The organism is Streptomyces sp. NPDC048566 (assembly GCF_043199735.1).
Taxonomy (GTDB): domain Bacteria; phylum Actinomycetota; class Actinomycetes; order Streptomycetales; family Streptomycetaceae; genus Streptomyces.
This window is the reverse complement of sequence record NZ_JBICWL010000022.1, coordinates 1-21,936: the sequence shown is the minus strand read 5'-3', so window position 1 is coordinate 21,936 and position 21,936 is coordinate 1. Positions and strand designations below refer to the sequence as shown.

Sequence of the window (21,936 nt, the reverse complement as noted above, 5' to 3'; positions counted from 1 at the left end):
GCCGCGGAGGCGAGGCGGCCGGCGGCAAGGCGGCGCGGCTCACCCCGGCCGGCGGAGCGTGACGGCCGGTGGCGGCACCGGGGGTGCGCCGGGCCGGAAGCCCCGGGCGCCCGGGAAGGCAGCCGGCCCCCCGGGTGCGCGGACGCCCTCGCGGGCCGGTTCAGCCGGCGGCGGCTATCGTGCCGCGCGCGGCCTTCTGCAGTTCGAGGTCGCGACGGCGGCGGCGGGCCAGCACGACACGGCGCTCGGCGGCGGTCAGTCCGCCCCAGACTCCGTACGGCTCGGGTTGCAGGAGCGCGTGCTCGCGGCACTCGACCATGACCGGGCAGCGGCCGCAGACGCGCTTGGCGGCCTCCTCGCGGGAGAGCCGGGCCGCCGTCGGTTCCTTGGACGGGGCGAAGAACAGGCCCGCCTCGTCGCGACGGCACACCGCCTCCGTGTGCCATGGCGCTTCCTGATCCCTGTCCCGCACCGGCGCCCGCTGGGCCGGAACGGCAGCTACCTGCAGGGACTGATGCGGCGGTTGCAGCACGGTCTACTCCTGACGACGGCTTCGCGAGCGTGCCGGGCGCCGGGGAAGTCCCACAGCGCCCTCCGAGAGACGATGCAGCAAGCCCTACCCGCTGTGCGCGCGCCTATGCACAGCGTTCCCCACCCCGGGCGTCGTCCCGCGTGATCGATCGTCCACCGCTGAACCAATGGCCCCGCCGGGCCTGTCCGGTCCTTCCCGCCGCCGCCCGGAGGGCGGCCTTGCGGGCGGGTGCGCGCTCTCGGCGCGGCAGGGCGTGGAGCCTCGCGCGAGGCGTACCGTCCTCCGCGCCCGGCACGGCGAGGGCGCGGGCGGGGCGGCGTCGAGGCGGGTGGGAATCGTCGGGCGGGCCCGGGGTCCGGCCGGTCCCCCGCGTCAGCGGTCCAGGTGCTTGCGCAGACCCCTGTCCACGCGGTCGGCGACGCGGGCGTCCAGCCTGCTCGTGACGCGGTCGAGGATGTCCGCGACCAGCTTGCCGCGTCTGGGGCGCGCCGACACGCTGCCGAGGACGGCGAGGCCGTCGACGTACACCACGGGGGCGTCGGGGTCGCCCGCGTCCATCGTGCGCACCTCGAAGCTGCCCAGCACTCCCCCGCCGTTGCCGCGCAGCGAGACGTTCTCCGGGACGCGGATGTCGACGCTGCCGAACACGGAGACCGCCTTGATCACGACCTGCCGGTACTCGAAGATCGCCTCGCTGAGGTCGATGTCGACGCTGCCGAACACGGCGTAGGCGTGGATGCGGCGGCCCGCGCGCCAGCGGCCCTTGCGGACGGCCGCGCTCAGCACCGCGACCATGCTCTCGTCGGCGTCGACCGGGATCGCGCCGGCCGCCGGGCGGTGGGGCGCCGCGGCGTGCGGGGGAGCCGTCCGGCCGGGGTGCGCGGCGGGCAGGTCGCGGACGAAGCGGTCCAGTTCCCCCACCGTCTTGGTGGCCAGCACCCCCTCCACGCGCTCGGCGTGCTCCTCCGCGGTGAGGCGGCCCTCGGCGAGGGCGTCGCGCAGGATGTCGGTGATCCGCTCGCGGTCGGCGTCGGAGGCGCGCAGCCCCACCGGGGTCGCGGCCGTGGCGTCGGAGCTCTTCTGAAGGTCCACGGCAGCAGCGTACCCAAACGCGATAGATCGCGACTACCCCTCGCGGCCTCCCGGGGAGAACCGGGCATCCGCCCGTGGCCGAACTGAGCCTTACCTCACCACCTCGGCACCCGCGCCAGGTCCTACGCTGGTGGACGCTGCCAATGGAGGCACGCCGCTGTCTGTCGAGTGAGGAATGGGCGAGATGCCTGAGTTCGCGTACACCGATCTGCTCCCCCAGGGAGAGGACACCACCCCCTACCGGCTGGTGACCTCCGAGGGTGTCTCCACCTTCGAGGCCGACGGGCGCACCTTCCTCAAGGTGGAGCCGGAGGCGCTGCGCAAGCTCGCCGAGGAGGCCGTCCACGACATCCAGCACTACCTGCGTCCCGCGCACCTGGCCCAGCTGCGCCGCATCATCGACGACCCCGAGGCGTCGGGCAACGACAAGTTCGTCGCGCTCGACCTGCTGAAGAACGCGAACATCGCGGCGGCGGGCGTGCTGCCGATGTGCCAGGACACGGGCACCGCGATCGTGATGGGCAAGCGCGGGCAGAACGTGCTCACCGAGGGCGGCGACGAGGCGGCCCTGTCGCGCGGCATCTACGAGGCGTACAAGAACCTGAACCTGCGCTACTCGCAGATGGCCCCGCTGACCATGTGGGACGAGAAGAACACCGGGTCGAACCTGCCGGCGCAGATCGAGCTGTACGCCACCGACGGCGGCGCCTACAAGTTCCTGTTCATGGCCAAGGGCGGCGGCTCCGCCAACAAGTCGTTCCTCTACCAGGAGACGAAGGCGGTCCTCAACGAGGGCTCCATGATGACGTTCCTGGAGGAGAAGATCCGCTCGCTGGGGACGGCCGCGTGCCCGCCGTACCACCTGGCGATCGTCGTCGGCGGCACCAGCGCCGAATACGCCCTGAAGACCGCCAAGTACGCGTCCGCGCACTACCTGGACGAGATCCCGGCCGAGGGCTCCGAACTGGGGCACGGCTTCCGGGACAAGGACCTGGAGGAGAAGGTCTTCGAGCTGACGCAGCGGATCGGCATCGGCGCGCAGTTCGGCGGCAAGTACTTCTGCCACGACGTGCGCGTGGTGCGGCTCCCCCGGCACGGCGCGTCCTGCCCGGTCGCGATCGCCGTCTCCTGCTCGGCCGACCGCCAGGCCGTCGCGAAGATCACCGCCGAGGGCGTCTTCCTGGAGCAGCTGGAGACCGACCCGGCGCGCTTCCTGCCGGACACCACCGACGAGCACCTCGACGAGGCCGGCGACGTCGTGCGGATCGACCTGAACCAGCCGATGGACGCGATCCTCGCCGAGCTGACCAAGTACCCGGTCAAGACCCGGCTCTCGCTCACCGGCCCGCTGGTCGTGGCGCGCGACATCGCACACGCCAAGATCAAGGAACGGCTCGACGCGGGCGAGGACATGCCGCAGTACCTGAAGGACCACCCGGTCTACTACGCGGGCCCGGCCAAGACGCCCGAGGGCTACGCGTCCGGCTCCTTCGGCCCGACGACGGCCGGCCGCATGGACTCCTACGTCGAGCAGTTCCAGGCGGCGGGAGGCTCCAAGGTGATGCTGGCCAAGGGCAACCGCAGCAAGCAGGTCACCGACGCCTGCGACACGCACGGCGGCTTCTACCTCGGCTCGATCGGCGGCCCGGCCGCGCGGCTGGCCCAGGACTGCATCAAGAAGGTCGAGGTCGTCGAGTACGAGGAACTCGGCATGGAGGCCGTCTGGCGGATCGAGGTGGAGGACTTCCCGGCGTTCATCGTGGTGGACGACAAGGGCAACGACTTCTTCCAGGACCCGGCGCCCGCGCCCACCTTCACGTCCATCCCGGTGCGCGGTCCGGGCACGGTCTGAGCCGTCGGCGCGCGGCGCGGGACCCCCGGGAAGGCCCGGGGGTCCCGCGCCCTCCGGGGGCGGCGGGCCCTGGGCCGGGCCGGCCCCGGGCCGTACAGTGGCGGGATCGTTCGCACACCACCGAAGGGGGACGGGATGGACGGCACGGGGCGGGGACGGACGGCCGCACGGGGCTTCCTGACCGGGGCCGGCGTGCTCACGGCACTGGCCCTGGCCGGCTGGCTGCTCAGCGCGGCGACCGGTGCCGAGTTCCCGCGGCGCCCGGTGTGGGACCTCGGTGACGCGGGACCCTGGGTGGCCTCCTACGCGCGCGCCGTCGCGGGCGGTTCCTGGGCGGCGGCCCGCGCCTGTCTCGTACTGGCCGGGGCGCTGTCGCTCGTGGCGCTCGTCTCGCGGACCCTGGGCGCCCGAAGGGGCGGGCCCTCGTCCTGACCCGGCGCCGTGACCGGCGCGCCTGCGACGAACCCGGCGCGTGCGCGCGGGAACACCGCCGGCGTCGGGGACGCTGTCCTCCATGGAGGTGTCATCCATGGCAGACGGCCAGGACGCAGGCAAGTACCGCATCGAGCACGACTCCATGGGGGAGGTGCGGGTGCCCGCGGACGCGAAGTGGCGGGCGCAGACGCAACGCGCCCTGGAGAACTTCCCGGTCTCCGGGCAGCACATCGAGCGCGCGCACATCGAGGCCCTCGCCCGGATCAAGGCGGCCGCCGCGAAGGTGAACGCCGAACTCGGCGTGATCGACAAGGACGTCGCCGAGGCCGTCCAGGAGGCGGCGGCGGAGGTCGCCGAGGGGCGCTGGGACGCGCAGTTCCCGGTCGACGTGTTCCAGACGGGTTCGGGCACGTCGTCCAACATGAACACCAACGAGGTCCTCGCCACGCTCGCCACGGAGCGGCTGGGCCGGGACGTCCACCCCAACGACCACGTGAACGCCTCGCAGTCGAGCAACGACGTCTTCCCCTCCTCGATCCACATCGCCGCGACCGCTGCCGTGACGCGCGACCTGATCCCCGCCCTGGAGCACCTGGCCGCCGCGCTGGGCCGCAAGGCGGAGGAGTTCGCCGACGTGGTGAAGTCGGGGCGCACCCACCTGATGGACGCCACCCCGGTGACGCTGGGCCAGGAGTTCGGCGGGTACGCGGCGCAGGTGCGGTACGGGGTGGAGCGGCTGCGGGCCTCGCTGCCGCGGCTGGCGGAACTGCCCCTGGGCGGCACGGCGGTGGGGACCGGCATCAACACCCCGCCCGGCTTCCCCGCGGCGGTGATCGCGGAGGTGGCGCGGACGACGGGGCTGCCGCTGACGGAGGCGCGCGACCACTTCGAGGCGCAGGGGGCCCGTGACGCGATCGTCGAGACGAGCGGGCAGTTGCGGACCGTCGCGGTCGGGCTGACCAAGATCGCGAACGATCTGCGGTGGATGGCGTCGGGCCCGCGCACCGGGCTGTCGGAGATCAGCCTGCCCGATCTCCAGCCGGGGTCGTCGATCATGCCCGGCAAGGTCAACCCGGTGATCCCCGAGGCGGTGCTGATGGTGGCCGCCCAGGTGACCGGCAACGATGCGACGGTCGCCGTCGCGGGAGCGGCCGGGAACTTCGAACTGAACGTGATGATGCCGGTGATGGGCAAGAACGTCCTGGAGTCGGTGCGGCTGCTCGCCAACGTGTCGCGGCTGCTCGCCGACCGGACGGTCGACGGGATCGTGGCGCACCGGGAGCGGGCCCGGGAGTACGCGGAGTCCTCGCCGTCCGTGGTGACCCCGCTGAACAAGTACATCGGGTACGAGGAGGCCGCGAAGGTGGCGAAGAAGGCGCTGGCGGAGCGCAGGACGATCCGCGAGGTGGTGCTGGAGTCCGGCTACGTGGAGCGTGGAGAGCTGACGGAGCGGCAGCTGGACGAGGCGCTGGATGTCCTGCGGATGACGCGGCCGTAACGGCCCGCGACCGGGGCGGAACCCCGCATGACGCCTCCGTGACGGGACCCCGGCGACCGCGGGAACCGTGCCGCGTACCGCAGCGTCGCATGCCCGGGGCACCTAATATCTGTTCATGGCAGACGGTGGAGCGGTGAGACGGGCGGAAGCGGGCGGGCCGGCGGAGTTCTGGGAGCCCGGGCGCCACATCCTGTGGCGGTACCGGGAGAACGCCGGCGACCGGGTCCACATCTGCCGTCCCGTGACGGTCGTGCGGGACGACGCGGAGCTGCTCGCGGTGTGGATGGCGCCGGGCACCGAGTGCGTGAAGCCGGTGCTCGCGGACGGGTCGCCGGTGCACGGGGAGCCGCTGGAGTCGCGCTACACCAAGCCGCGGGCGGTGCGGCGCGACCGGTGGTTCGGGACCGGGGTGCTGAAGCTGGCGCGGCCCGGCGATCCCTGGTCGGTGTGGCTTTTCTGGGAACCGGGCTGGCGTTTCAAGAACTGGTACGTGAACCTGGAGGCTCCGCTGGCGCGTTGGGCGGGCGGCGTGGACTCCGAGGACCATTTCCTGGACATCTCGGTCCATCCGGACCGGAGTTGGCGCTGGCTGGACGAGGACGAGTTCGCCATGGCGCAGCGGGCCGGTCTGATGGACGCCCGGCTGGCCGGTCGGGTGAGGGAGGCGGGGTGGTCGGCGGTGGAGGTGATCCGCGCGTGGGGCGCGCCGTTCTCGGACGGATGGCAGCACTGGCGGCCCGATCCGGCCTGGCCGGTTCCCGCCCTCCCGGACGACTGGGACCGTACGCCCGCGCACGTGTCCTCGTGAGACCCTTGATGCGTCCCCGTGGTACAACCGTAGGATCGTCTTCCGCAAGGGCGCACGGCAGCGACAACTCCCGCTTGACGGGCTGGGCTTGACCACATGTCACCGAGGGGCGGCAGGACGTGAGCGAGGAGTACGAGGGGTACGGCGTGGTGGGTCCGGGCTCCCCGCGGGGCTCCGGCGCCGCGGTCGGGCCGGCGCGGGACGGCGCCGTGCCGCCGCCGGGACACCGTCCGGGACGGGCCGTTTCCGGCCGCGCGCGGACCGTGCCGCGGGCGCCGGGGGCCGTTTCCGCCGCCGGTTCCGCATCTGACGACACGCAGAATCCGTTCCCGGGGCACACATTGCGGGTATCGGGGCTGCGGGACGAACTGCACGCGCGGCGCGCAGCCCCGGACGGATGGACTCGACACGCGTGACGGAGCACCCCACCTCGCACGAGCGCCGGCAGAGCGGCGCCGGCCGGCCGGCCTCCCCCGCGGACCCTCGCGGGGCACTCCTGCGTACCTCCGACCAGCCGTCCCCGCCGCCGGGGACCGGCGCCTTACCGGTGCAGGCCCGCTCGGGCGACGTGCCGCGCCATCCGGGCCCGGCCGCGCCCTGCGGCCGGCACGGCGCGTCCGGCGGGCAGACGCCCTCCGGTACCGGGTCGGGCACGGACGCGCCCCCGCCGGCCGCGGGCGACGCGGCGGCCGAGCACTCCCAGCCCGCCTCCGCGGAGCCCGATCCGCACCGGCCGCGGCCTGCGCCGGAGGGCATCCCGGTACAGCCGGACGCGGAGCGGGGCGGTTCCGCGCGCGGTCCCGGCGGTACCGAACGCCGCTCGGGGCGGAGCGTCCCGCAGGGCGGTCCGATGCCGATGCGGCGGGACGGGGACCGGCTGCGGTTCGTGGGTGCGGCGACCCGGCGGATCGCCCGCGGCATCGACCTCGACGAGATCGTCATGGGGCTCTGCCGGGCGACGGTGCCGACGTTCTCCGACGCGATCCTGGTCTATCTGCGGGACCCGCTGCCGGTGGGTGACGAGCGGCCGACGGGACCGCTGGTGCTGCGGCTGCGGCGGACCGACCGGATTCCCGAGGAGCGGGACACCGAGGCCGGTTTCCTGCCGCTGGTGCGTCCCGAGCCCGGCGACCCGGCGGGGATGACGGCGGAGCTGTGCGAGGTGCGTCCGGGCGGCGCGCTGGCGGAGGTGTTGCGCGGGGTGCGGCCGGTGTTCGCCGACGCGCCCGCCGCGCGGGCCGCCCTGCCGGAGCTGCTCGGCGACGACCTGGCGGTCCCGGACGGCCAGCGGGCGATCCTCGCGCCGCTGCGCGGCCGGCGCCGGGTGATCGGCGCGGCGCTGTTCCTGCGCCGTCCGGAGCGGCTCGCCTTCGACGCGGACGACCTGCTGGTCGCCGCGCAGCTCGCGACGCACAGCGCGCTCGGCATCGACAAGGCGGTGCTGTACGGGCGTGAGGCGTACATCGCCGACGAACTCCAGCGCACCATGCTGCCGGAGACGCTGCCGCGGCCCACCGGGGTGCGGCTGGCGTCGCGTTATCTGCCGGCCGCCGAGACGGCGCGGGTCGGCGGTGACTGGTACGACGCGATCCCGCTGCCGGGCAGCCGGGTGGCCCTGGTGGTGGGCGACGTCATGGGGCATTCGATGACGTCGGCGGCGATCATGGGGCAGCTGCGGACGACGGCGCAGACGCTCGCGGGGCTCGATCTGCCGCCGCAGGAGGTGCTGCACCACCTGGACGAGCAGGCGCAGCGGCTCGGCACCGACCGGATGGCGACGTGCCTGTACGCCGTGTACGACCCGGTGTCGCACCGGATCACCATCGCGAACGCGGGCCATCCGCCGCCGGTGCTGCTGCATCTGGGCGGCCGGGCCGAGGTGCTGCGGGTGCCGCCGGGTGCTCCGATCGGGGTCGGCGGGGTCGACTTCGAGGCCGTGGAGCTGGACGCGCCCGCGGGTGCGACGCTGCTGCTGTACACCGACGGGCTGGTGGAGTCGCGGCTGCGGGACGTGTGGACCGGGATCGAGCAGTTGCGGGAGAAGATCGCCGCGACCGCCGCGCTGACCGGGCCGGACCATCCGCCGCCGCTGGAGGCGCTGTGCGACGAGGTGCTCGACATGCTCGGCCCGGGCGACCGGGACGACGACATCGCGCTGCTCGCCGCCCGGTTCGACGGGATCGCGCCGAGCGACGTCGCGTACTGGTTCCTGGAACCGGAGGACGCGGCGCCGGGCCGGGCCCGGCGGCTGGCCCGGCGGGCGCTGGCGCGGTGGGGCATGGAGGACCTGACCGACGCGGTGGAGCTGCTGGTCAGCGAGGTCGTGACGAACGCGGTGCGGTACGCGTCCCGGCCGGTGACGCTGCGGTTGCTGCGGACGGACGTGCTGCGCTGCGAGGTCGGTGACGACGTGCCCCAGCTGCCGAGGCTGCGGCAGGCGCGGGCGACGGACGAGGGCGGCCGGGGCCTGTACCTGGTGAACAGGCTCGCCCGGCGGTGGGGGGCGACCCGGCTGAGCACGGGCAAGGTCGTCTGGTTCGAGCTGAACCGCGGCTGACGTCCACCGCCGCCGCCCGGGCGGCGGGAGGCGCCGGGCGTCCCCCGGTCCCGCCACCCCGTACGGAGGGCGGGCGCCGGGCGGCCTGAGCGCCCCGGTGCGTGAACGGTGGACCGGCCTCCGTCCCGGGCGGGAGGCCACCCGGAGAGAGACGGGCCGGACAGAGACGGGCCGGTGCGCGTGGGGCACCCGGACGGCTCCGGGTGCCCCACGTGTACCGCGGCTCACCGCGGGCGGCTACTGCCCCTGGCTCAGGCCGTCCTGGCCGAACGGGTTGTCGGGGAGCTGGTTCGTCGGCGTCTGCGTCTGGGCCGGCGTGGACGGGGCCGTCGTGGACGGTTCGGTCGTCGTCGGCTCGTCCGAGGGCGTCGGCGGGCTGCTGCTGGAGGGCGGCTCGGTGGACGGCTCCTCGGTCGTCGGCGTCGAGGACGGCGTGTCCGACGGGCTCGGAGGGGCGCTCGGGGTGTCGGTCGGCTGGACGGCCGCGCCCGAGGTGGTGTTCAGGTCGAACTCGCTGACCTTGCCGTCCATCGCACCGAAGGTGTACGCGGCCCAGATCTGGGCCGGGAAGCCACCGCCGTTGACGCGGCCGCCCTCGGCGACCAGGCCGGTGGCGCCCCGCATGGAGACCTGGTGGTGGCTCTTGGCGTCCTCGCCGAACAGCAGCACCGAGGTGACCAGGTTCGGCGTGTAGCCGGTGAACCAGGCCGACTTGTTGTTGTCGGAGGTGCCGGTCTTGCCGGCGACCTGCTGCCCGCCGCGGGAGGGGTTGTCCCGCACCGAGACGCGGGCCGTGCCGTCGTCGACCACGCCGGTCAGCACCGAGGTGACCGTGTCGGCGGCCTCCTCCGCGATCACCTGGTCGCCGATCGGGTCGGGCATCTCGACGGTCAGGTCCTTGTGCTCGGCGGACGCGAGGACCGCCGGGGTGACGAGCTTGCCGTGGTGGTCGAGGGTGGCGTACACGCCCGCCATCTCCAGCGGGCTCGCACCCATCGAGCCGAGGGTCTGCGCGGGCACCGCCTGGAGTCCCTTGGTGTTCATGCCGAGCCTGGCCGCGACCTTCAGCACCTCGTCCATGCCGACGTCCACGCCCATCTGGGCGAAGACGGAGTTGATGGACTTGTTCATCGCGGTCTGCACGGTGACGTCGCCGTAGCTGTGCTCGTCCTCGTTCGGCGGGGCGAACGCGATGTCGCTGCCCACCACGGGCCGCCGGTTGGTGCCGTCGTAGATGGTGTTCGCCGTGATCGGCCTGCCGGAGCGGGTCTTGGCCTCCTCCGCGAGGGCGGCGGCGAAGATCAGCGGCTTGAACGTCGAGGCGGCCTGGTAGTCCCGGCGGGTCGCGTTGTTGACGTAGTGCTTGAAGTAGTCCTGGCCGCCGTACATCGCGAGGACCTTGCCGGTCTTCGGGTCGACCGAGGCGGCTCCGGCCTGGATGTTGGCGTCGACCTTGCGCTTCTTCGGGTCCAGCTTGCTCGTGAGCTGCTTCTTGACCGTCTTCTCCAGCAGCGCCTGCTTCTTGCGGTCGATGGTGAGCTTGACGGTCCAGCCGCCCGCCTCCACCAGCGCCTTGGCGTCGTCGAGGTCGGCGGCCTTGCCCTGCGCGACGAGCTGGCGGGCCAGTTCGTTCTGCGCCTCGGTCACCAGGTAGCCGGTCTGGCCCTCCATGCCCGGCGCGCCCTGGGGGTCCTCGGGCTTGGGGAACTTCATGGCCTGCCGCTTGCCGGAGTCGAGCCAGCCCTGCTCGACCATGTTGTCGAGGGTGTAGTTCCAGCGGTCCTGCACCAGCCGCTTGCCCGCGTCCGTGGCGACCGCCCAGTCGTACTGGCTGGGCGCCTGGAGCAGCGAGGCGAGGTAGGCGCCCTGCGCGACGCTGAGGCGGCTGGCGTCGACGCGGTAGTACGCCTGCGCGGCGGCCTGGATGCCGTAGGCGTTGCGGCCGTAGTAGCTGGTGTTGATGTAGCCCGCGAGGATCTCGTCCTTGGAGCGCTGGCGGTCGACCTTCAGCGAGATGACCATTTCCTTCAGCTTGCGCGTGACGGTCTGGTCCTGGCTGAGGTAGTAGTTCTTCACGTACTGCTGGGTGATCGTCGAACCGCCCTGCTTGCCCTTGCCGGCGAGGGTGTTGACCAGGCCGCGGGCGGTGCCCTTGAGGTCGACGCCGGAGTCGCTGTAGAAGGACTTGTTCTCGGCGGCGACGAACGTCTTCTGGACGCTCTTGGGCACCTTGGACAGGTCGACGATCTCGCGGTTGACCTTGCCGGTGCGCGCGAGGACCTTGCCGTCGCTGTACTCGTAGATGTTGCTCTGCTGGCGGGCGGCGGCGTTACCGGCGGGCACGGAGACGACCATGTAGAGCACGAGGAAGGCGCCCATGCCGAGCAGGCACACGCCGAGGAACGTGCCGAGGAGGGTCTTCCAGTTCACGAACCTGCGTATGCCGGTGCGGCGGGCCTTGCCGCCCGCCGTCCCGCCGGTGCCGGCGCTCGCCGACTCGTGTCCGGCCGAGCGCTTGGGCGCCGCGCGGCGGCCCTGCGCCTGCCGCGCTCGTCTCTCATCCGCTCGTCCCATGGGTCGATCCGCTCCGCTTCACTCTCGTGGGGCACACACGTTCGTCGCTCAGGTCAGCTTCGAAAGCTAACACCGCGCCCTATGACAAAGGGCAGCCGATCCGGTCTTTTCCGGACGTGACAATCAGCACGCCCTGCCCGGATGCCTCATCTGAACCGACGAGCGGAAGACGTGGAAGGTTGCGGCGCGGGATAATGTGCTATCACTTAGTTAGCTCTACGCTAGACCACACGAGACGGGGGATCCACCATGTCGTCACCCACTTCCCAGCAGGCCCCTGCAGCCCCGGGAGCACCGGACCCCGCGGCGCCGGGCGACGCCCCCGAGATGCCCGCCCCGCGCGTGCGGGAGTTCGCCGCGCACAGCATCGGCGGGGGGCTCGCGCTGCTGCTCGGGCTGCTCGGCCTGCTCCTCGGCGCCGCCCTGTGCGCCGTCGGCGGCGCCGTCGCGTCGGGCGGCGCGCAGGCCGCGCTGATCATCCTCGGCATCCTCGTGGCGATCTCCGCGTTCTTCGCGATGTGCGGACTGAACACGGTCGCTCCGGGCGAGGCCCGCGTGGTCCAGCTCTTCGGGCGCTACCGCGGGACGATCCGTCAGGACGGGCTGCGCTGGGTGAACCCGCTCACCTCCCGCACCAAGATCTCGACGCGGGTCCGCAACCACGAGACCGCCGTCCTCAAGGTCAACGACGCCTACGGCAACCCGATCGAGCTCGCCGCGGTGGTCGTCTGGAACGTGCAGGACACCGCCCAGGCCACCTTCGAGGTCGACGACTTCCTGGAGTTCGTCTCCACCCAGACCGAGGCGGCGGTCCGGCACATCGCGATCGAGTACCCCTACGACGCCCACGACGAGGACGGCCTGTCGCTGCGCGGCAACGCCGAGGAGATCACCGAGAAGCTCGCCGCCGAGCTGCACGCGCGCGTGGACGCGGCCGGCGTGCGGATCATCGAGTCCCGGTTCACGCATCTCGCGTACGCTCCCGAGATCGCCTCGGCGATGCTCCAGCGCCAGCAGGCCGGAGCGGTCGTCGCGGCGCGGCGGCAGATCGTGGACGGCGCGGTCGGCATGGTCGAGGCGGCGATCGCCCGGATCACCGAGCGCGACATCGTGGAGCTGGACTCCGAGCGGAAGGCGGCGATGGTGTCGAACCTGATGGTGGTGCTGTGCGGTGACCGCGCGGCGCAGCCCGTCCTGAACACGGGGTCCCTCTACCAGTGACGTCTCCCACGGAGGGAACTCCGCCGCGCCGGCCGCAGCAGCAGCGCAAGCAGGTGCTGCTGCGGCTCGATCCGCTGGTGTACGAGGCGCTGGCCCGCTGGGCCGGCGACGAACTGCGGTCGGCCAACGCGCAGATCGAGTTCCTGCTGCGCCGGGCGCTCGGCGAGGCCGGGCGGCTCCCCGGCGGCGCGGGCCCGATCCCCCGGCGGGGCCGGCCGCCGGCCGCCGGCGACCCCGAGGGCCGGTAGGGCGCGGTCCGCTCCGCGGGGCGGGGGCGGCGGAGCCGCACGGCCGTGGCCCCCCGGGAACCTCCGGCCCGCCGGTCCGGGAGCCCGTATCCGGGCCGCCGGGCCGCGGACCGGCGGCCCGCTGCCGCCGGGAGCGGTGGCCGTCGCCCCCGCCGCGCGACCGGACGGGTGCGTCCCGGTCCGGCGCCCGGCCCCTCGGGCCGTATCGACCGGGCCTCCCCGGGCCCGCCGTCCTGGTTTCAGAACCGTGACAATGCCCTCCGAGCAGGCCGTCTCTCCCGTGCCGCGCACGGTTCCGGGCGCTGCGTCAGGGACTGTGCACGGTCTGTATACACATGATGTATACGCACTGTGTAGAGTGCTCGGCATGTCCATCGGTCACACCCTTCTGGGGCTCCTGGAGTCCGGGCCGCGCCACGGCTACGACCTGAAGCGCGCCTTCGACGAGAAATTCGGTCACGACCGGCCGCTGCACTACGGCCAGGTCTATTCGACGATGTCCCGCCTGCTGAAGAACGGCCTCGTCGAGGTCGACGGGATCGAGGCGGGCGGCGGCCCCGAGCGCAAGCGGTACGCCATCACCGACGCCGGCGTCACCGACGTCCGGCAGTGGCTCGCCACGCCCGAGAAGCCCGAGCCCTACCTCCAGTCGACGCTCTACACGAAGATCGTCCTCGCCCTGCTCACCCACCGCGACGCGAGCGAGATCCTCGACACCCAGCGCTCGGAGCACCTGCGGATGATGCGTGTGCTGACCGAACGCAAGCGCCAAGGCGACCTGGCCGACCAGCTGATCTGCGACCACGCGCTGTTCCACCTGGAAGCCGACCTGCGCTGGCTGGAACTGACGGCCGCCCGGCTCGACCGGCTCGCCGAGGCGGTGACGCCCCGATGACCCCGTCCGCCCCTCCCCCGGGCTCGCTGCTCACCGCGACGGAGCTGCGCAAGGCCTACGGCCCGACCAACGCGCTGGACGGAGCCGACTTCTCCATCCATCCGGGCGAGGTCGTCGCCGTGATGGGCCCCTCCGGCTCCGGCAAGTCGACCCTGCTGCACTGCCTCGCCGGCATCGTGACACCCGACTCCGGCTCGATCACCTACGACGGCCGCGAGATGGCGACCATGAACGACGCCCGGCGCAGTGCGCTGCGCCGCTCCGAGTTCGGCTTCGTCTTCCAGTTCGGCCAGCTCGTCCCGGAGCTGACCTGCGTGGAGAACGTGGCGCTGCCGCTGCGGCTGAACGGCGGCGGACGCAAGGAGGCCGAACGCGCCGCGCTGATGTGGATGGAGCGGCTCGAGGTCGACGACGTCCGCGCCAAGCGGCCCGGCGAGGTGTCCGGCGGCCAGGGCCAGCGCGTCGCGGTGGCCCGCGCCCTGGTCACCGGCCCGCGCGTGCTGTTCGCCGACGAACCGACCGGAGCCCTCGACTCGCTCAACGGCGAGCGCGTCATGCAGCTGCTCACCGACGCCGCCCGCTCCACCAACGCGGCCGTCGTGCTCGTCACGCACGAGGCCCGCGTGGCCGCCTACTCGGACCGCGAGATCGTCGTACGCGACGGCAGGTCCCGGGACATGGAGCGGATCGTATGAGCGGCCGCCCGTCCCCCGCCGCCGCCCCGCGCGGCGAGGCCCGTCCCGCCCCGCGCCTTCCGCAGTGGTCCCGCGATCTCGCCATGGGTGCCCGGTTCGCGCTGACCGGTGGGCGCGAGGCATGGATACGCGTGCTGCTGACGGCCGTCGGTGTCGGCCTCGGGGTGGCCGTGCTGCTGCTCACCACCGCGGTCCCCAGCGCCCTGTCCGCCCGGCAGGAGCGGGAACGTGCCCGCAACGACCAGTTGTTCACCTCCACCGTCGTGGAGAAGTCGGACCACTCGGTCGTGGTCGCCGCCACCGACACCACCTACCGCTCCGACGACATCCGCGGCCGGCTGCTCCGGCCCGAAGGAGCGCGCGCTCCGCTGCCTCCGGGCCTGAGGGCGTTTCCGTCCCCCGGCGAGATGGTCGTCTCGCCCGCCCTGGACAGGCTGCTGAAGTCCGCCGACGGAGCCCTGCTGCGCGAGCGCCTCCCCTACCGCATCACCGGGACGATCGCGGACTCCGGACTCGTCGGACCCCACGAACTCGCCTACTACGCGGGCAGCGACAGCCTGTCCGCGAAGGCCGAGCGGACCGTACGGATCGCCCGCGTCGACGCGTTCGGCTCGAAGGACCGGCCCACGTCGCTGGACCCGGTCCTGCTGCTGCTCGTCCTGATCGTGTTCGTCGTGCTGCTGATGCCGGTCGGCGTCTTCATCGCCGCCGCCGTACGGTTCGGCGGCGAGCGGCGCGACAGGCGGCTCGCGGCCCTGCGGCTGGTCGGCGCGGACGGCCGGATGACCCGGAGGGTCGCGGCCGGCGAGGCGATGGCCGGGGCCCTGCTCGGCCTCGTCCTCGGCGCGGGGTTCTTCCTGCTGGGCCGCCAACTCGCCACGCTGATCGACGTCTTCGAGATCAGCGTCTTCCCGAGTGACCTCAGCCCCTCGCCCGCCCTGGTGGCCCTGGTCGCGGTCGCGGTCCCGGCGGCGGCCGTCGCAGTGACCCTCTTCGCCCTGCGCGGGGTCGTCATCGAACCGCTCGGCGTGGTGCGCACCGCCCGGCCGCCGCGGCGGCGCCTGTGGTGGCGGCTGCTGCTGCCGGTGGGCGGACTGGGGCTGCTCTCCCCGATGATCGGGCAGGGCCGCGACAACGGGAACTTCAACGAGTCGATGGTGATCGGCGGTGTCATCCTGCTGCTGGTCGGCGTGACGGCACTGCTGCCCTGGGTGGTCGAGGCGGTCGTCGCCCGGCTGGACTCGGGTGGCGTCGCCTGGCAACTGGCGGTCCGCCGACTCCAGTTGAGCAGCGGCACGGCGGCACGCATGGTCAACGGCATCGCGGTGGCGGTGGCCGGTGCCATCGCGCTCCAGATGCTGTTCGCGGGCGTGGAGGGCGACTACACCAAACCCTCGCCGCAGGACCTCGCACGCGCCCAGATGTCCGTCGCCCTGCCGCGCGGCGTGTCCCTCGACGAGGCCGGCGCGAAACTGGAACGGACCGAGGGTGTCCGCAGAGCCGTCGCCCTGTCGTCCTCCTTCGCGGGCGAGCGGCGCAAGGAGGCCGAGCTGTCGGCTTCCGTGACGGTCGGGAGCTGCGCCGCCCTGCGCGAGGTCGCGGTGCTGCCCTCCTGCGCGGACGGCGACGTCTTCGCCGTCCGGGGCGCGCCGGACGACAGCGCCACCCCGAAACTGGCCCGGCCCGGCCGGACCGTCTACATCGATCCCGGCTACAGCGGGGGTGCGGCGGCCGAGGCTCCGTTCACCCTGCCGCACCGCATCCTGCCGGCCGGAGACCGCAAGGACCCGACCGGCTGGAACCGCGGCGGCATCCTCGTCACCCCAAGCGCGCTGCCGGCCGCCGCGGAGCGGGCCGTGAGCGGGCAGGTCTACGTCACGCTGGACCCGTCGGTGCCCGACGTCCGCGACCACGTGCGCAACACCGCCGCCGCGATCGGGCCGCTCACCGAGGCGATGACCTGGACCGCGAGCGAGGAGTCCCGGCGGTTCGCGTCCATCCGCACCGGGCTGTTCGTCGGCGCCACCTGTGTGCTCTTCCTGATCGGCGCGAGCCTGCTGGTCTCGCAGCTGGAGCAGTTGCGCGAGCGCAGGAAGCTGCTGTCCTCACTCGTCGCCTTCGGCACCCGGCGGCGCACCCTGAGTCTGTCGGTGCTGTGGCAGACCGCGATCCCGGTCGCCCTCGGGCTCGCGCTGGCGTCGGCGGTGGGGCTCACCCTCGGCACGGTGCTGCTGAAGATGGTCGAGACCCCGGTGCGCGTGGACTGGCCGAGCCTGCTGGCGATGACGGGCGTCGGCGCGGGGGTGGTCCTGCTGGTGACCCTGCTCAGCATGCCGCCGCTGATCCGGCTGATGCGACCGGACGGTCTGCGCACGGAGTAGGCGGCGCCGGGCGGTCGACGCCCCGGTCCCCGCCGCCGGTGGCCCTGCCCGCAGGGCCACCGGCGGCCGTCTCAGAGGCTGTACTCCCGCACCACGCGGCGGACCTGGGCGAAGAGCATGCCGACGTTCACCGTCTTGCGGCAGACCACCACGGCGACCACGTCCTGCTGCTCGCTCATCCGGACGAACAGATGGGTGAGGTTCTCGCTGTTGACGAGGATCTCCTCGAAGAAGTGCCGGTCGGTCTCGATGCCGCGGCGCTCCTTGAACACGTCCTCGATCATCTGGACGGTGCGCCCCTGGAACAGGTCGAGGGTCGCGCCCGCGAGCAGGTCCAGCACCTCCGGGGGATGGTTGTCGACGGTCTCGTAGGAGAGCAGCATCCCGGTCGACATGTCGACGGCGCCCGAGGCCACGCAGTCCGGGGCGTCGGTGCGCAGCGATTTCACCAGCCCCATGATCTGGTCGGAGAATCCCGGTCGCATCTGCTGGGTGGCCATCTCGTCAGACTCCTTCGGTCGCGGTCGCTGGTTCGGTCACGGCTCCGGTGAGCAGCCCGGACGTGTACGGGGCCGCGGTGGCGGGCTCGGGGTCGTCGCCGGCGAGGATCGCGGCGACCCGGCCGAGGACCGGCCGGATCCGCTCGTGCAGCCCTTCGAGGTCGATGCCCTCGTCGCCGAGGACGATCAGCAGTGCGGTGTCGCCGCACGCGTAGAACGCGGCGCAGCCCTGGCTGCCGTGGGTGACGGTCTGCCGGAAGGTGCCGCGGCCGGTCGCGGCCGTCGCGCGCCGCGCGATGCCGAGTCCGGCGGCGGCGATCGCGGCGAGGCTCTCCGCCTCGATCACGGCGGCGGTGTCCGCGGCGATGAGCATGCCGTCGGCCGCGGCGACCGCCGTGTCGGTGATGCCGGGCACCCGCTCGCGCAGGCCCCTCATCTCGGTGGCCAGTGCCTCGTGATTCATCTGCTGAACTCCCTGGTCATGGGGTGGTGCGTCGGGTCGGGGGAAGGCGGTGCGGGGTCAGGCGCCGGAGTCCGGCGTCCAGATCCGGTGCCGTAGCCGGAAGAACCCCTTCCAGCTCGCCGCGGCCGGTTCCGGGGCGGCCGTCCCGGTGATGCCGCTCGCGCCCGGTTCGCGGCGGGGCAGCGCGGGGGCCCCGGGTTCGGGGATCACGGGGACGTCGGGGCGGTCCGCCGGACCGGGGCCCGCGGAACCGGGAGCGGTGCGGGCGGGTTCCGTGCCGCCGGGGTGCGCCGTCTCGGGCGACGCGGCGGCGGGACGGTCGGGCGACGTCCGGGGGCCGGGCGGGGTCCGGACGCCCGGGCCCGGCCCCGCGTCACCGGCGCCCGCGCCCCGGGGCCCCGGGGCACCGCGCGACGGGCCGGGATGCCCGCAGTCCGGGTGGCGGGCCGCGCCGTCCGCGGCGGCGGCGCCGCGCGGCCCCGCGTCGCCCGGCTCCGGCTCCCCGGCGCCGCCGCGGCCCGTGCCGCCCGGCCCGGCCGAGTCGCTCGCGGCGGTGTCGCCCGGCCCGTCGGCGGAAACCGGGCCGGCGCCCTCCGGCCGGCCGGGGGGACTCCCACTCCCCGCGCCGGTGCCGTCCGGGACGTCCGAGCCGTTCGGGGAGCCGGCGGCCGCGCCGTCCGGTCCGGTGCGGGCGGCCCCCGCGCCGTCGTCCGGTTCCGCGGGCGGCGCGCAGGGCGGTTCGGGCGCGGGGTGCGCGGCCGAGGCCGGCGGGCGCCTGCCGAGCGACTGCGCCGGCGGAATCCGGACGGTCACCGGGATGGGGTACGCGGACTCGCCGGGCAGATCCAGCAGGCCCTCGCCGAGCAGGCGGGCCACGCCGACCGTGACGGTGTAGACGCCGAGGCCGGTCACGAAGGCGATGTCACGGGCGGTGCGCCGGCCGTCGGCGTGGGCCAGCACCTCCCGCTGCTGGGGCGTCAACCGCTCGCGTACCGCGTCCGGCACGGACCCCGTCACCGGGCGCTCCCGGTCCGGCCGCACGGGGCGCGGCAGCGCGGCGAGGGCCGCCAGTTTGCGGGCCGCCTCCTGCAACAGCCGCCCCGGATACTCGCCCTCCTCGACCGGCGCGTCCGCCTCGACGGCCGGGTCGGGCCGATCGCACCGCTCGACGTCCCCCGCGACGACGGCGAAGGCCGCGTCCTGCATCGCCATCACGCAGACCACCCGGAGCTGCGCGGCCCCGGCGACGCCGTGCGCGATCAGCGCGGACGACGGCCAGCGGGCGCCATCCGCCTCCCGGACCAGGTCGGCCCACTGCTCGCCGCCGATCCGGCCGGAGCGCAGCAGGCGCGCCTCGGGTCCGGGGGCGCCCGGGCTCCGGACGGCGACGACCCGGCCGTCCCGCAGGTGGAAGACGCCCCCGGGCCGTCCGGTCACCCGTAACCCGCCGGTCGCACGCGCCCGGAGGCCGTCGCTCAGGGCGGTCGACAGCAGGTCGAACCCGACCCGGCCGAGGGAATCCCGAAGGCCCGACATCACTCCCCTTGGACAGTCCGGCATATCGCACAGAAAACTGACGCGTCACACTGAGGGGGTATGTGTATCAGCCGGGACGCACGGGTTCGCGGGAGTCGCACTACCTGACGGAAGTTGAGAGTTCCCGTCTGCCGGCATGCCGTGATCGGTCACTCGAACGACCGTCTGTGCCCGGCCGGTTCAGCCCTGCGGGCCCACCACCCGCACGGGCAGCGGGCGCAGCGCGTCGCGCAGCGCCGCCGCCAGTTCCTCGTACTCGCTGCCCCGGGCCGCGCCGGATCGCATGGCGAGCGCGACGCGTCGGGTGGGCGCCGGCTCCGCGAAGCGGCCGGTGAGGAGCTGGTTGCTGCGGGCGGTCTCGACCCGGACGGCGGTGTGCGGCAGGAGCGTCACGCCGAGGCCGCCGGCGACGAGCTGGACGAGCGTGGACAGCCCCGCGGCGGTGGTGGTGACGGGGGCGTCGGCGCGGCCGGCCTCGCGGCAGATGTCCAGCGCCTGGTCGCGCAGGCAGTGCCCCTCGTCGAGCAGCAGCAGGTGCAGTGCGCGCAGGGCCTCCCGGGGGATGCCCTCGCGGCCGCCGAGCCGGTGGTCGAGCGGCGTCACCAGCACGAAGTCCTCGTCGAACAGGGGGAGTTCGGTGACCCCCGGCATGCCGAGCGGCACCGCGAGGAGCAGCAGGTCCAGGCGTCCGTCCGCGAGCCCGTCCAGCAGGCTGGCCGTCTGCTCCTCGTGCACCTGGAGGTCCAGGTCGGGGTAGCGCTCGTGGACCAGGCGCAGGACGGTCGGCAGGAGGTAGGGGGCGACGGTCGGGATCACGCCGAGCCGCAGCGCTCCGGTGAACGGCGCCCGGACGGCGTCCGCCTCCGCCATCAGCGCGCCGACCTCGTCCAGGACCGCCTTGGCCCGCACGGCGAGGCGCTCACCGGCCGGCGACAGCAGGACCTTGCGGGTCGTCCGCTCCAGCAGGGTCACGCCGAGGATGTCCTCCAGCGCGGAGACGGCGCCGGACAGCGCGGGCTGGCTGGTGCCGATGGCGGCGGCCGCGTCACGGAAGTGCAGGTGCTCGGCGACGGCGGCGAAGGCGCGCAGTTGGGCGAGGGTCGGCCGGCGGCGTCCGCCGCCCTTGGCGGCGCCGCGGCCCGCGCCGGCGCCCCGCCCGAGGACCGCCGTCAGGCCGGCCGGGCCCCCGCCGCCGGATGCCGGGCGGCCGGTCTCCTCGCTCGGGCTCGTCACGGCCGCACCTCTTTCCGGATCGTTTCACGGACGGTTACTGATAGACGCAACCGATCAACTCGACCGAGTGTAGCTATTTCCCGAATCAATCCAGCCTGTGCCACCATCACGTTCGTCCAACCCAAGGGGATCACCCTCACGAGGGGCGGTTCCCCGCTGCAAGGAGAATGCGTGCTCACTGTCGGTGACAAGTTCCCCCAGTTCGACCTGACCGCCTGCGTCTCTCTGGAGAAGGGCAAGGAGTTCGAGCAGATCGACCACAAGACCTACGAGGGCAAGTGGAAGATCGTCTTCGCGTGGCCCAAGGACTTCACCTTCGTGTGCCCCACCGAGATCGCCGCCTTCGGCAAGCTGAACGACGAGTTCGCCGACCGTGACGCGCAGGTCCTCGGTTTCTCCGGCGACTCGGAGTTCGTGCACCACGCCTGGCGCAAGGACCACGACGACCTGCGCGACCTGCCCTTCCCGATGATGGCCGACTCCAAGCACGAGCTGATGCGCGACCTGGGCATCGAGGGCGAGGACGGCTTCGCCAAGCGTGCCGTCTTCATCGTGGACCAGAACAACGAGATCCAGTTCTCCATGGTGACCGCCGGCTCCGTGGGCCGGAACCCCAAGGAGGTCCTGCGGGTGCTGGACGCTCTCCAGACGGACGAGCTGTGCCCCTGCAACTGGACCAAGGGCGAGACCACCCTCGACCCGGTCGCCCTGCTGGCCGGTGAGTGATCTTCCATGGCACTCGACGAACTGAAGTCCGCCCTGCCGGACTACGCCAAGGACCTGCGGCTGAACCTCGGTTCGGTGATCGGCAACAGCGACCTCCCGCAGCAGCAGCTGTGGGGCACGGTGCTGGCCTGCGCGATCGCGTCGCGTTCGCCGCGCGTGCTGCGTGAGCTGGAGCCCGAGGCGAAGGCGCAGCTCTCCCCCGAGGCGTACACGGCCGCCAAGTCGGCCGCGGCGATCATGGCGATGAACAACGTCTTCTACCGCACGCGGCACCTGCTCTCGGACCCGGAGTACGGGACGCTGCGCGCCGGTCTGCGGATGAACGTCATCGGCAACCCGGGTGTGGAGAAGGTCGACTTCGAGCTGTGGTCGCTCGCGGTCTCCGCCGTCAACGGCTGCGGCCAGTGCCTCGACTCGCACGAGCAGGTGCTCCGCGCCGCGGGCGTCGACCGGGAGACGATCCAGGAGGCGTTCAAGATCGCCGCCGTGCTCCAGGCCGTCGCCGCCACGCTGGACGCCGAGGCCGTGCTGGACGCCGAGGCCGTACCGGTCGGCTAGTCCGGCGCCCCACGACGCACAGGGCCCCGCCCACCTTCCCTTGGGTTCAAGGGGTCGTCGCAACACCGCTTGGTTTCAGGTGGTGAGTAGATCACGTAGACGCTCGGCTGGGGTATCCCAGCCGAGCGTCTT

19 protein-coding genes are annotated in these 21,936 nt (G+C 73.3%); 12 read left to right on the top strand and 7 right to left on the bottom strand.

All coding sequences use genetic code 11. The features are described 5' to 3' along the window. Positions 1 to 160: 160 nt before the first annotated feature. Both ACGFS9_RS26045 and ACGFS9_RS26040 read right to left on the bottom strand, forming a co-directional pair. Complete coding sequence (locus tag ACGFS9_RS26045; protein WP_393256616.1) at positions 161 to 532, bottom strand: WhiB family transcriptional regulator; 372 nt, start codon at positions 530 to 532, stop codon at positions 161 to 163. 372 nt (positions 533 to 904) lie between these two features. Beyond that, a complete protein-coding gene (locus tag ACGFS9_RS26040; protein ID WP_393256615.1) occupies positions 905 to 1,624 on the bottom strand; it encodes a DUF1707 domain-containing protein in 720 nt (239 codons plus the stop codon). 184 nt (positions 1,625 to 1,808) lie between these two features. On the opposite strand from ACGFS9_RS26040, the gene ACGFS9_RS26035 reads away from it, so the two are divergent. The 5 genes from ACGFS9_RS26035 (at position 1,809) to ACGFS9_RS26015 (ending at position 8,774) form a co-directional block, all read left to right on the top strand. Further along, positions 1,809 to 3,476, top strand: a complete 1,668-nt coding sequence (locus ACGFS9_RS26035) for a fumarate hydratase (RefSeq protein ID WP_393256613.1) — start codon at positions 1,809 to 1,811, stop codon at positions 3,474 to 3,476. Between the two features lie 135 nt (positions 3,477 to 3,611). Beyond that, positions 3,612 to 3,908, top strand: a complete 297-nt coding sequence (locus ACGFS9_RS26030) for a hypothetical protein (protein WP_393256612.1) — start codon at positions 3,612 to 3,614, stop codon at positions 3,906 to 3,908. Between the two features lie 97 nt (positions 3,909 to 4,005). Then, positions 4,006 to 5,409, top strand: coding sequence for a class II fumarate hydratase (locus tag ACGFS9_RS26025; protein ID WP_393256611.1), 1,404 nt, complete (start codon positions 4,006 to 4,008; stop codon positions 5,407 to 5,409). A 115-nt stretch (positions 5,410 to 5,524) separates the two neighbouring features. Continuing rightward, complete coding sequence (locus ACGFS9_RS26020; RefSeq protein ID WP_393256609.1) at positions 5,525 to 6,217, top strand: DUF402 domain-containing protein; 693 nt, start codon at positions 5,525 to 5,527, stop codon at positions 6,215 to 6,217. 397 nt (positions 6,218 to 6,614) lie between these two features. After that, positions 6,615 to 8,774: a SpoIIE family protein phosphatase gene (locus ACGFS9_RS26015; protein WP_393256607.1), complete on the top strand. Its 2,160-nt coding sequence runs from the start codon at positions 6,615 to 6,617 to the stop codon at positions 8,772 to 8,774. A 237-nt stretch (positions 8,775 to 9,011) separates the two neighbouring features. Here ACGFS9_RS26015 and ACGFS9_RS26010 read toward each other — a convergent pair whose 3' ends face one another. Further along, positions 9,012 to 11,348: a transglycosylase domain-containing protein gene (locus ACGFS9_RS26010; protein WP_393256606.1), complete on the bottom strand. Its 2,337-nt coding sequence runs from the start codon at positions 11,346 to 11,348 to the stop codon at positions 9,012 to 9,014. Between the two features lie 327 nt (positions 11,349 to 11,675). Here ACGFS9_RS26010 and ACGFS9_RS26005 point away from each other — a divergent pair, with 327 nt between their 5' ends. The 5 genes from ACGFS9_RS26005 (at position 11,676) to ACGFS9_RS25985 (ending at position 16,788) form a co-directional block, all read left to right on the top strand. After that, positions 11,676 to 12,569 carry an SPFH domain-containing protein gene (locus ACGFS9_RS26005; RefSeq protein WP_393256681.1) on the top strand — a complete coding sequence of 298 codons (894 nt, stop codon included), beginning with the start codon at positions 11,676 to 11,678 and terminating at the stop codon, positions 12,567 to 12,569. After that, positions 12,566 to 12,817 carry a hypothetical protein gene (locus ACGFS9_RS26000; protein ID WP_393256605.1) on the top strand — a complete coding sequence of 84 codons (252 nt, stop codon included), beginning with the start codon at positions 12,566 to 12,568 and terminating at the stop codon, positions 12,815 to 12,817. Before ACGFS9_RS26005 ends, ACGFS9_RS26000 begins: the two co-directional genes overlap by 4 nt. 367 nt (positions 12,818 to 13,184) lie before the next feature. Beyond that, positions 13,185 to 13,712 carry a PadR family transcriptional regulator gene (locus tag ACGFS9_RS25995; RefSeq protein ID WP_393256603.1) on the top strand — a complete coding sequence of 176 codons (528 nt, stop codon included), beginning with the start codon at positions 13,185 to 13,187 and terminating at the stop codon, positions 13,710 to 13,712. Then, positions 13,709 to 14,407, top strand: coding sequence for an ABC transporter ATP-binding protein (locus tag ACGFS9_RS25990; RefSeq protein WP_393256602.1), 699 nt, complete (start codon positions 13,709 to 13,711; stop codon positions 14,405 to 14,407). Before ACGFS9_RS25995 ends, ACGFS9_RS25990 begins: the two co-directional genes overlap by 4 nt. Then, on the top strand, positions 14,404 to 16,788 hold the full coding sequence (locus ACGFS9_RS25985; RefSeq protein ID WP_393256600.1) for an ABC transporter permease: 2,385 nt from the start codon (positions 14,404 to 14,406) through the stop codon (positions 16,786 to 16,788). Before ACGFS9_RS25990 ends, ACGFS9_RS25985 begins: the two co-directional genes overlap by 4 nt. Positions 16,789 to 16,859: 71 nt before the next feature. Here the strand turns inward: ACGFS9_RS25985 and ACGFS9_RS25980 are convergent, their stop codons facing one another. From ACGFS9_RS25980 to ACGFS9_RS25965, 4 genes are all read right to left on the bottom strand, one after another. Then, positions 16,860 to 17,288, bottom strand: a complete 429-nt coding sequence (locus ACGFS9_RS25980) for a hypothetical protein (protein ID WP_393256599.1) — start codon at positions 17,286 to 17,288, stop codon at positions 16,860 to 16,862. Positions 17,289 to 17,292: 4 nt separating this feature from the next. After that, positions 17,293 to 17,751 carry a roadblock/LC7 domain-containing protein gene (locus ACGFS9_RS25975; protein ID WP_393256597.1) on the bottom strand — a complete coding sequence of 153 codons (459 nt, stop codon included), beginning with the start codon at positions 17,749 to 17,751 and terminating at the stop codon, positions 17,293 to 17,295. Positions 17,752 to 17,808: 57 nt separating this feature from the next. Further along, the gene (locus tag ACGFS9_RS25970) at positions 17,809 to 19,287 is read right to left on the bottom strand and encodes a hypothetical protein (RefSeq protein ID WP_393256595.1); all 1,479 of its coding nucleotides are present in this window, start codon (positions 19,285 to 19,287) and stop codon (positions 17,809 to 17,811) included. Between the two features lie 180 nt (positions 19,288 to 19,467). Next, the gene (locus ACGFS9_RS25965; RefSeq protein WP_393256680.1) at positions 19,468 to 20,376 is read right to left on the bottom strand and encodes a LysR substrate-binding domain-containing protein; all 909 of its coding nucleotides are present in this window, start codon (positions 20,374 to 20,376) and stop codon (positions 19,468 to 19,470) included. 315 nt (positions 20,377 to 20,691) lie between these two features. Here ACGFS9_RS25965 and ACGFS9_RS25960 point away from each other — a divergent pair, with 315 nt between their 5' ends. Further along, on the top strand, positions 20,692 to 21,246 hold the full coding sequence (locus ACGFS9_RS25960) for a peroxiredoxin (RefSeq protein WP_393256593.1): 555 nt from the start codon (positions 20,692 to 20,694) through the stop codon (positions 21,244 to 21,246). Positions 21,247 to 21,252: 6 nt separating this feature from the next. Next, positions 21,253 to 21,804, top strand: coding sequence for an alkyl hydroperoxide reductase (locus ACGFS9_RS25955; RefSeq protein WP_393256591.1), 552 nt, complete (start codon positions 21,253 to 21,255; stop codon positions 21,802 to 21,804). Positions 21,805 to 21,936 lie beyond the last annotated feature (132 nt).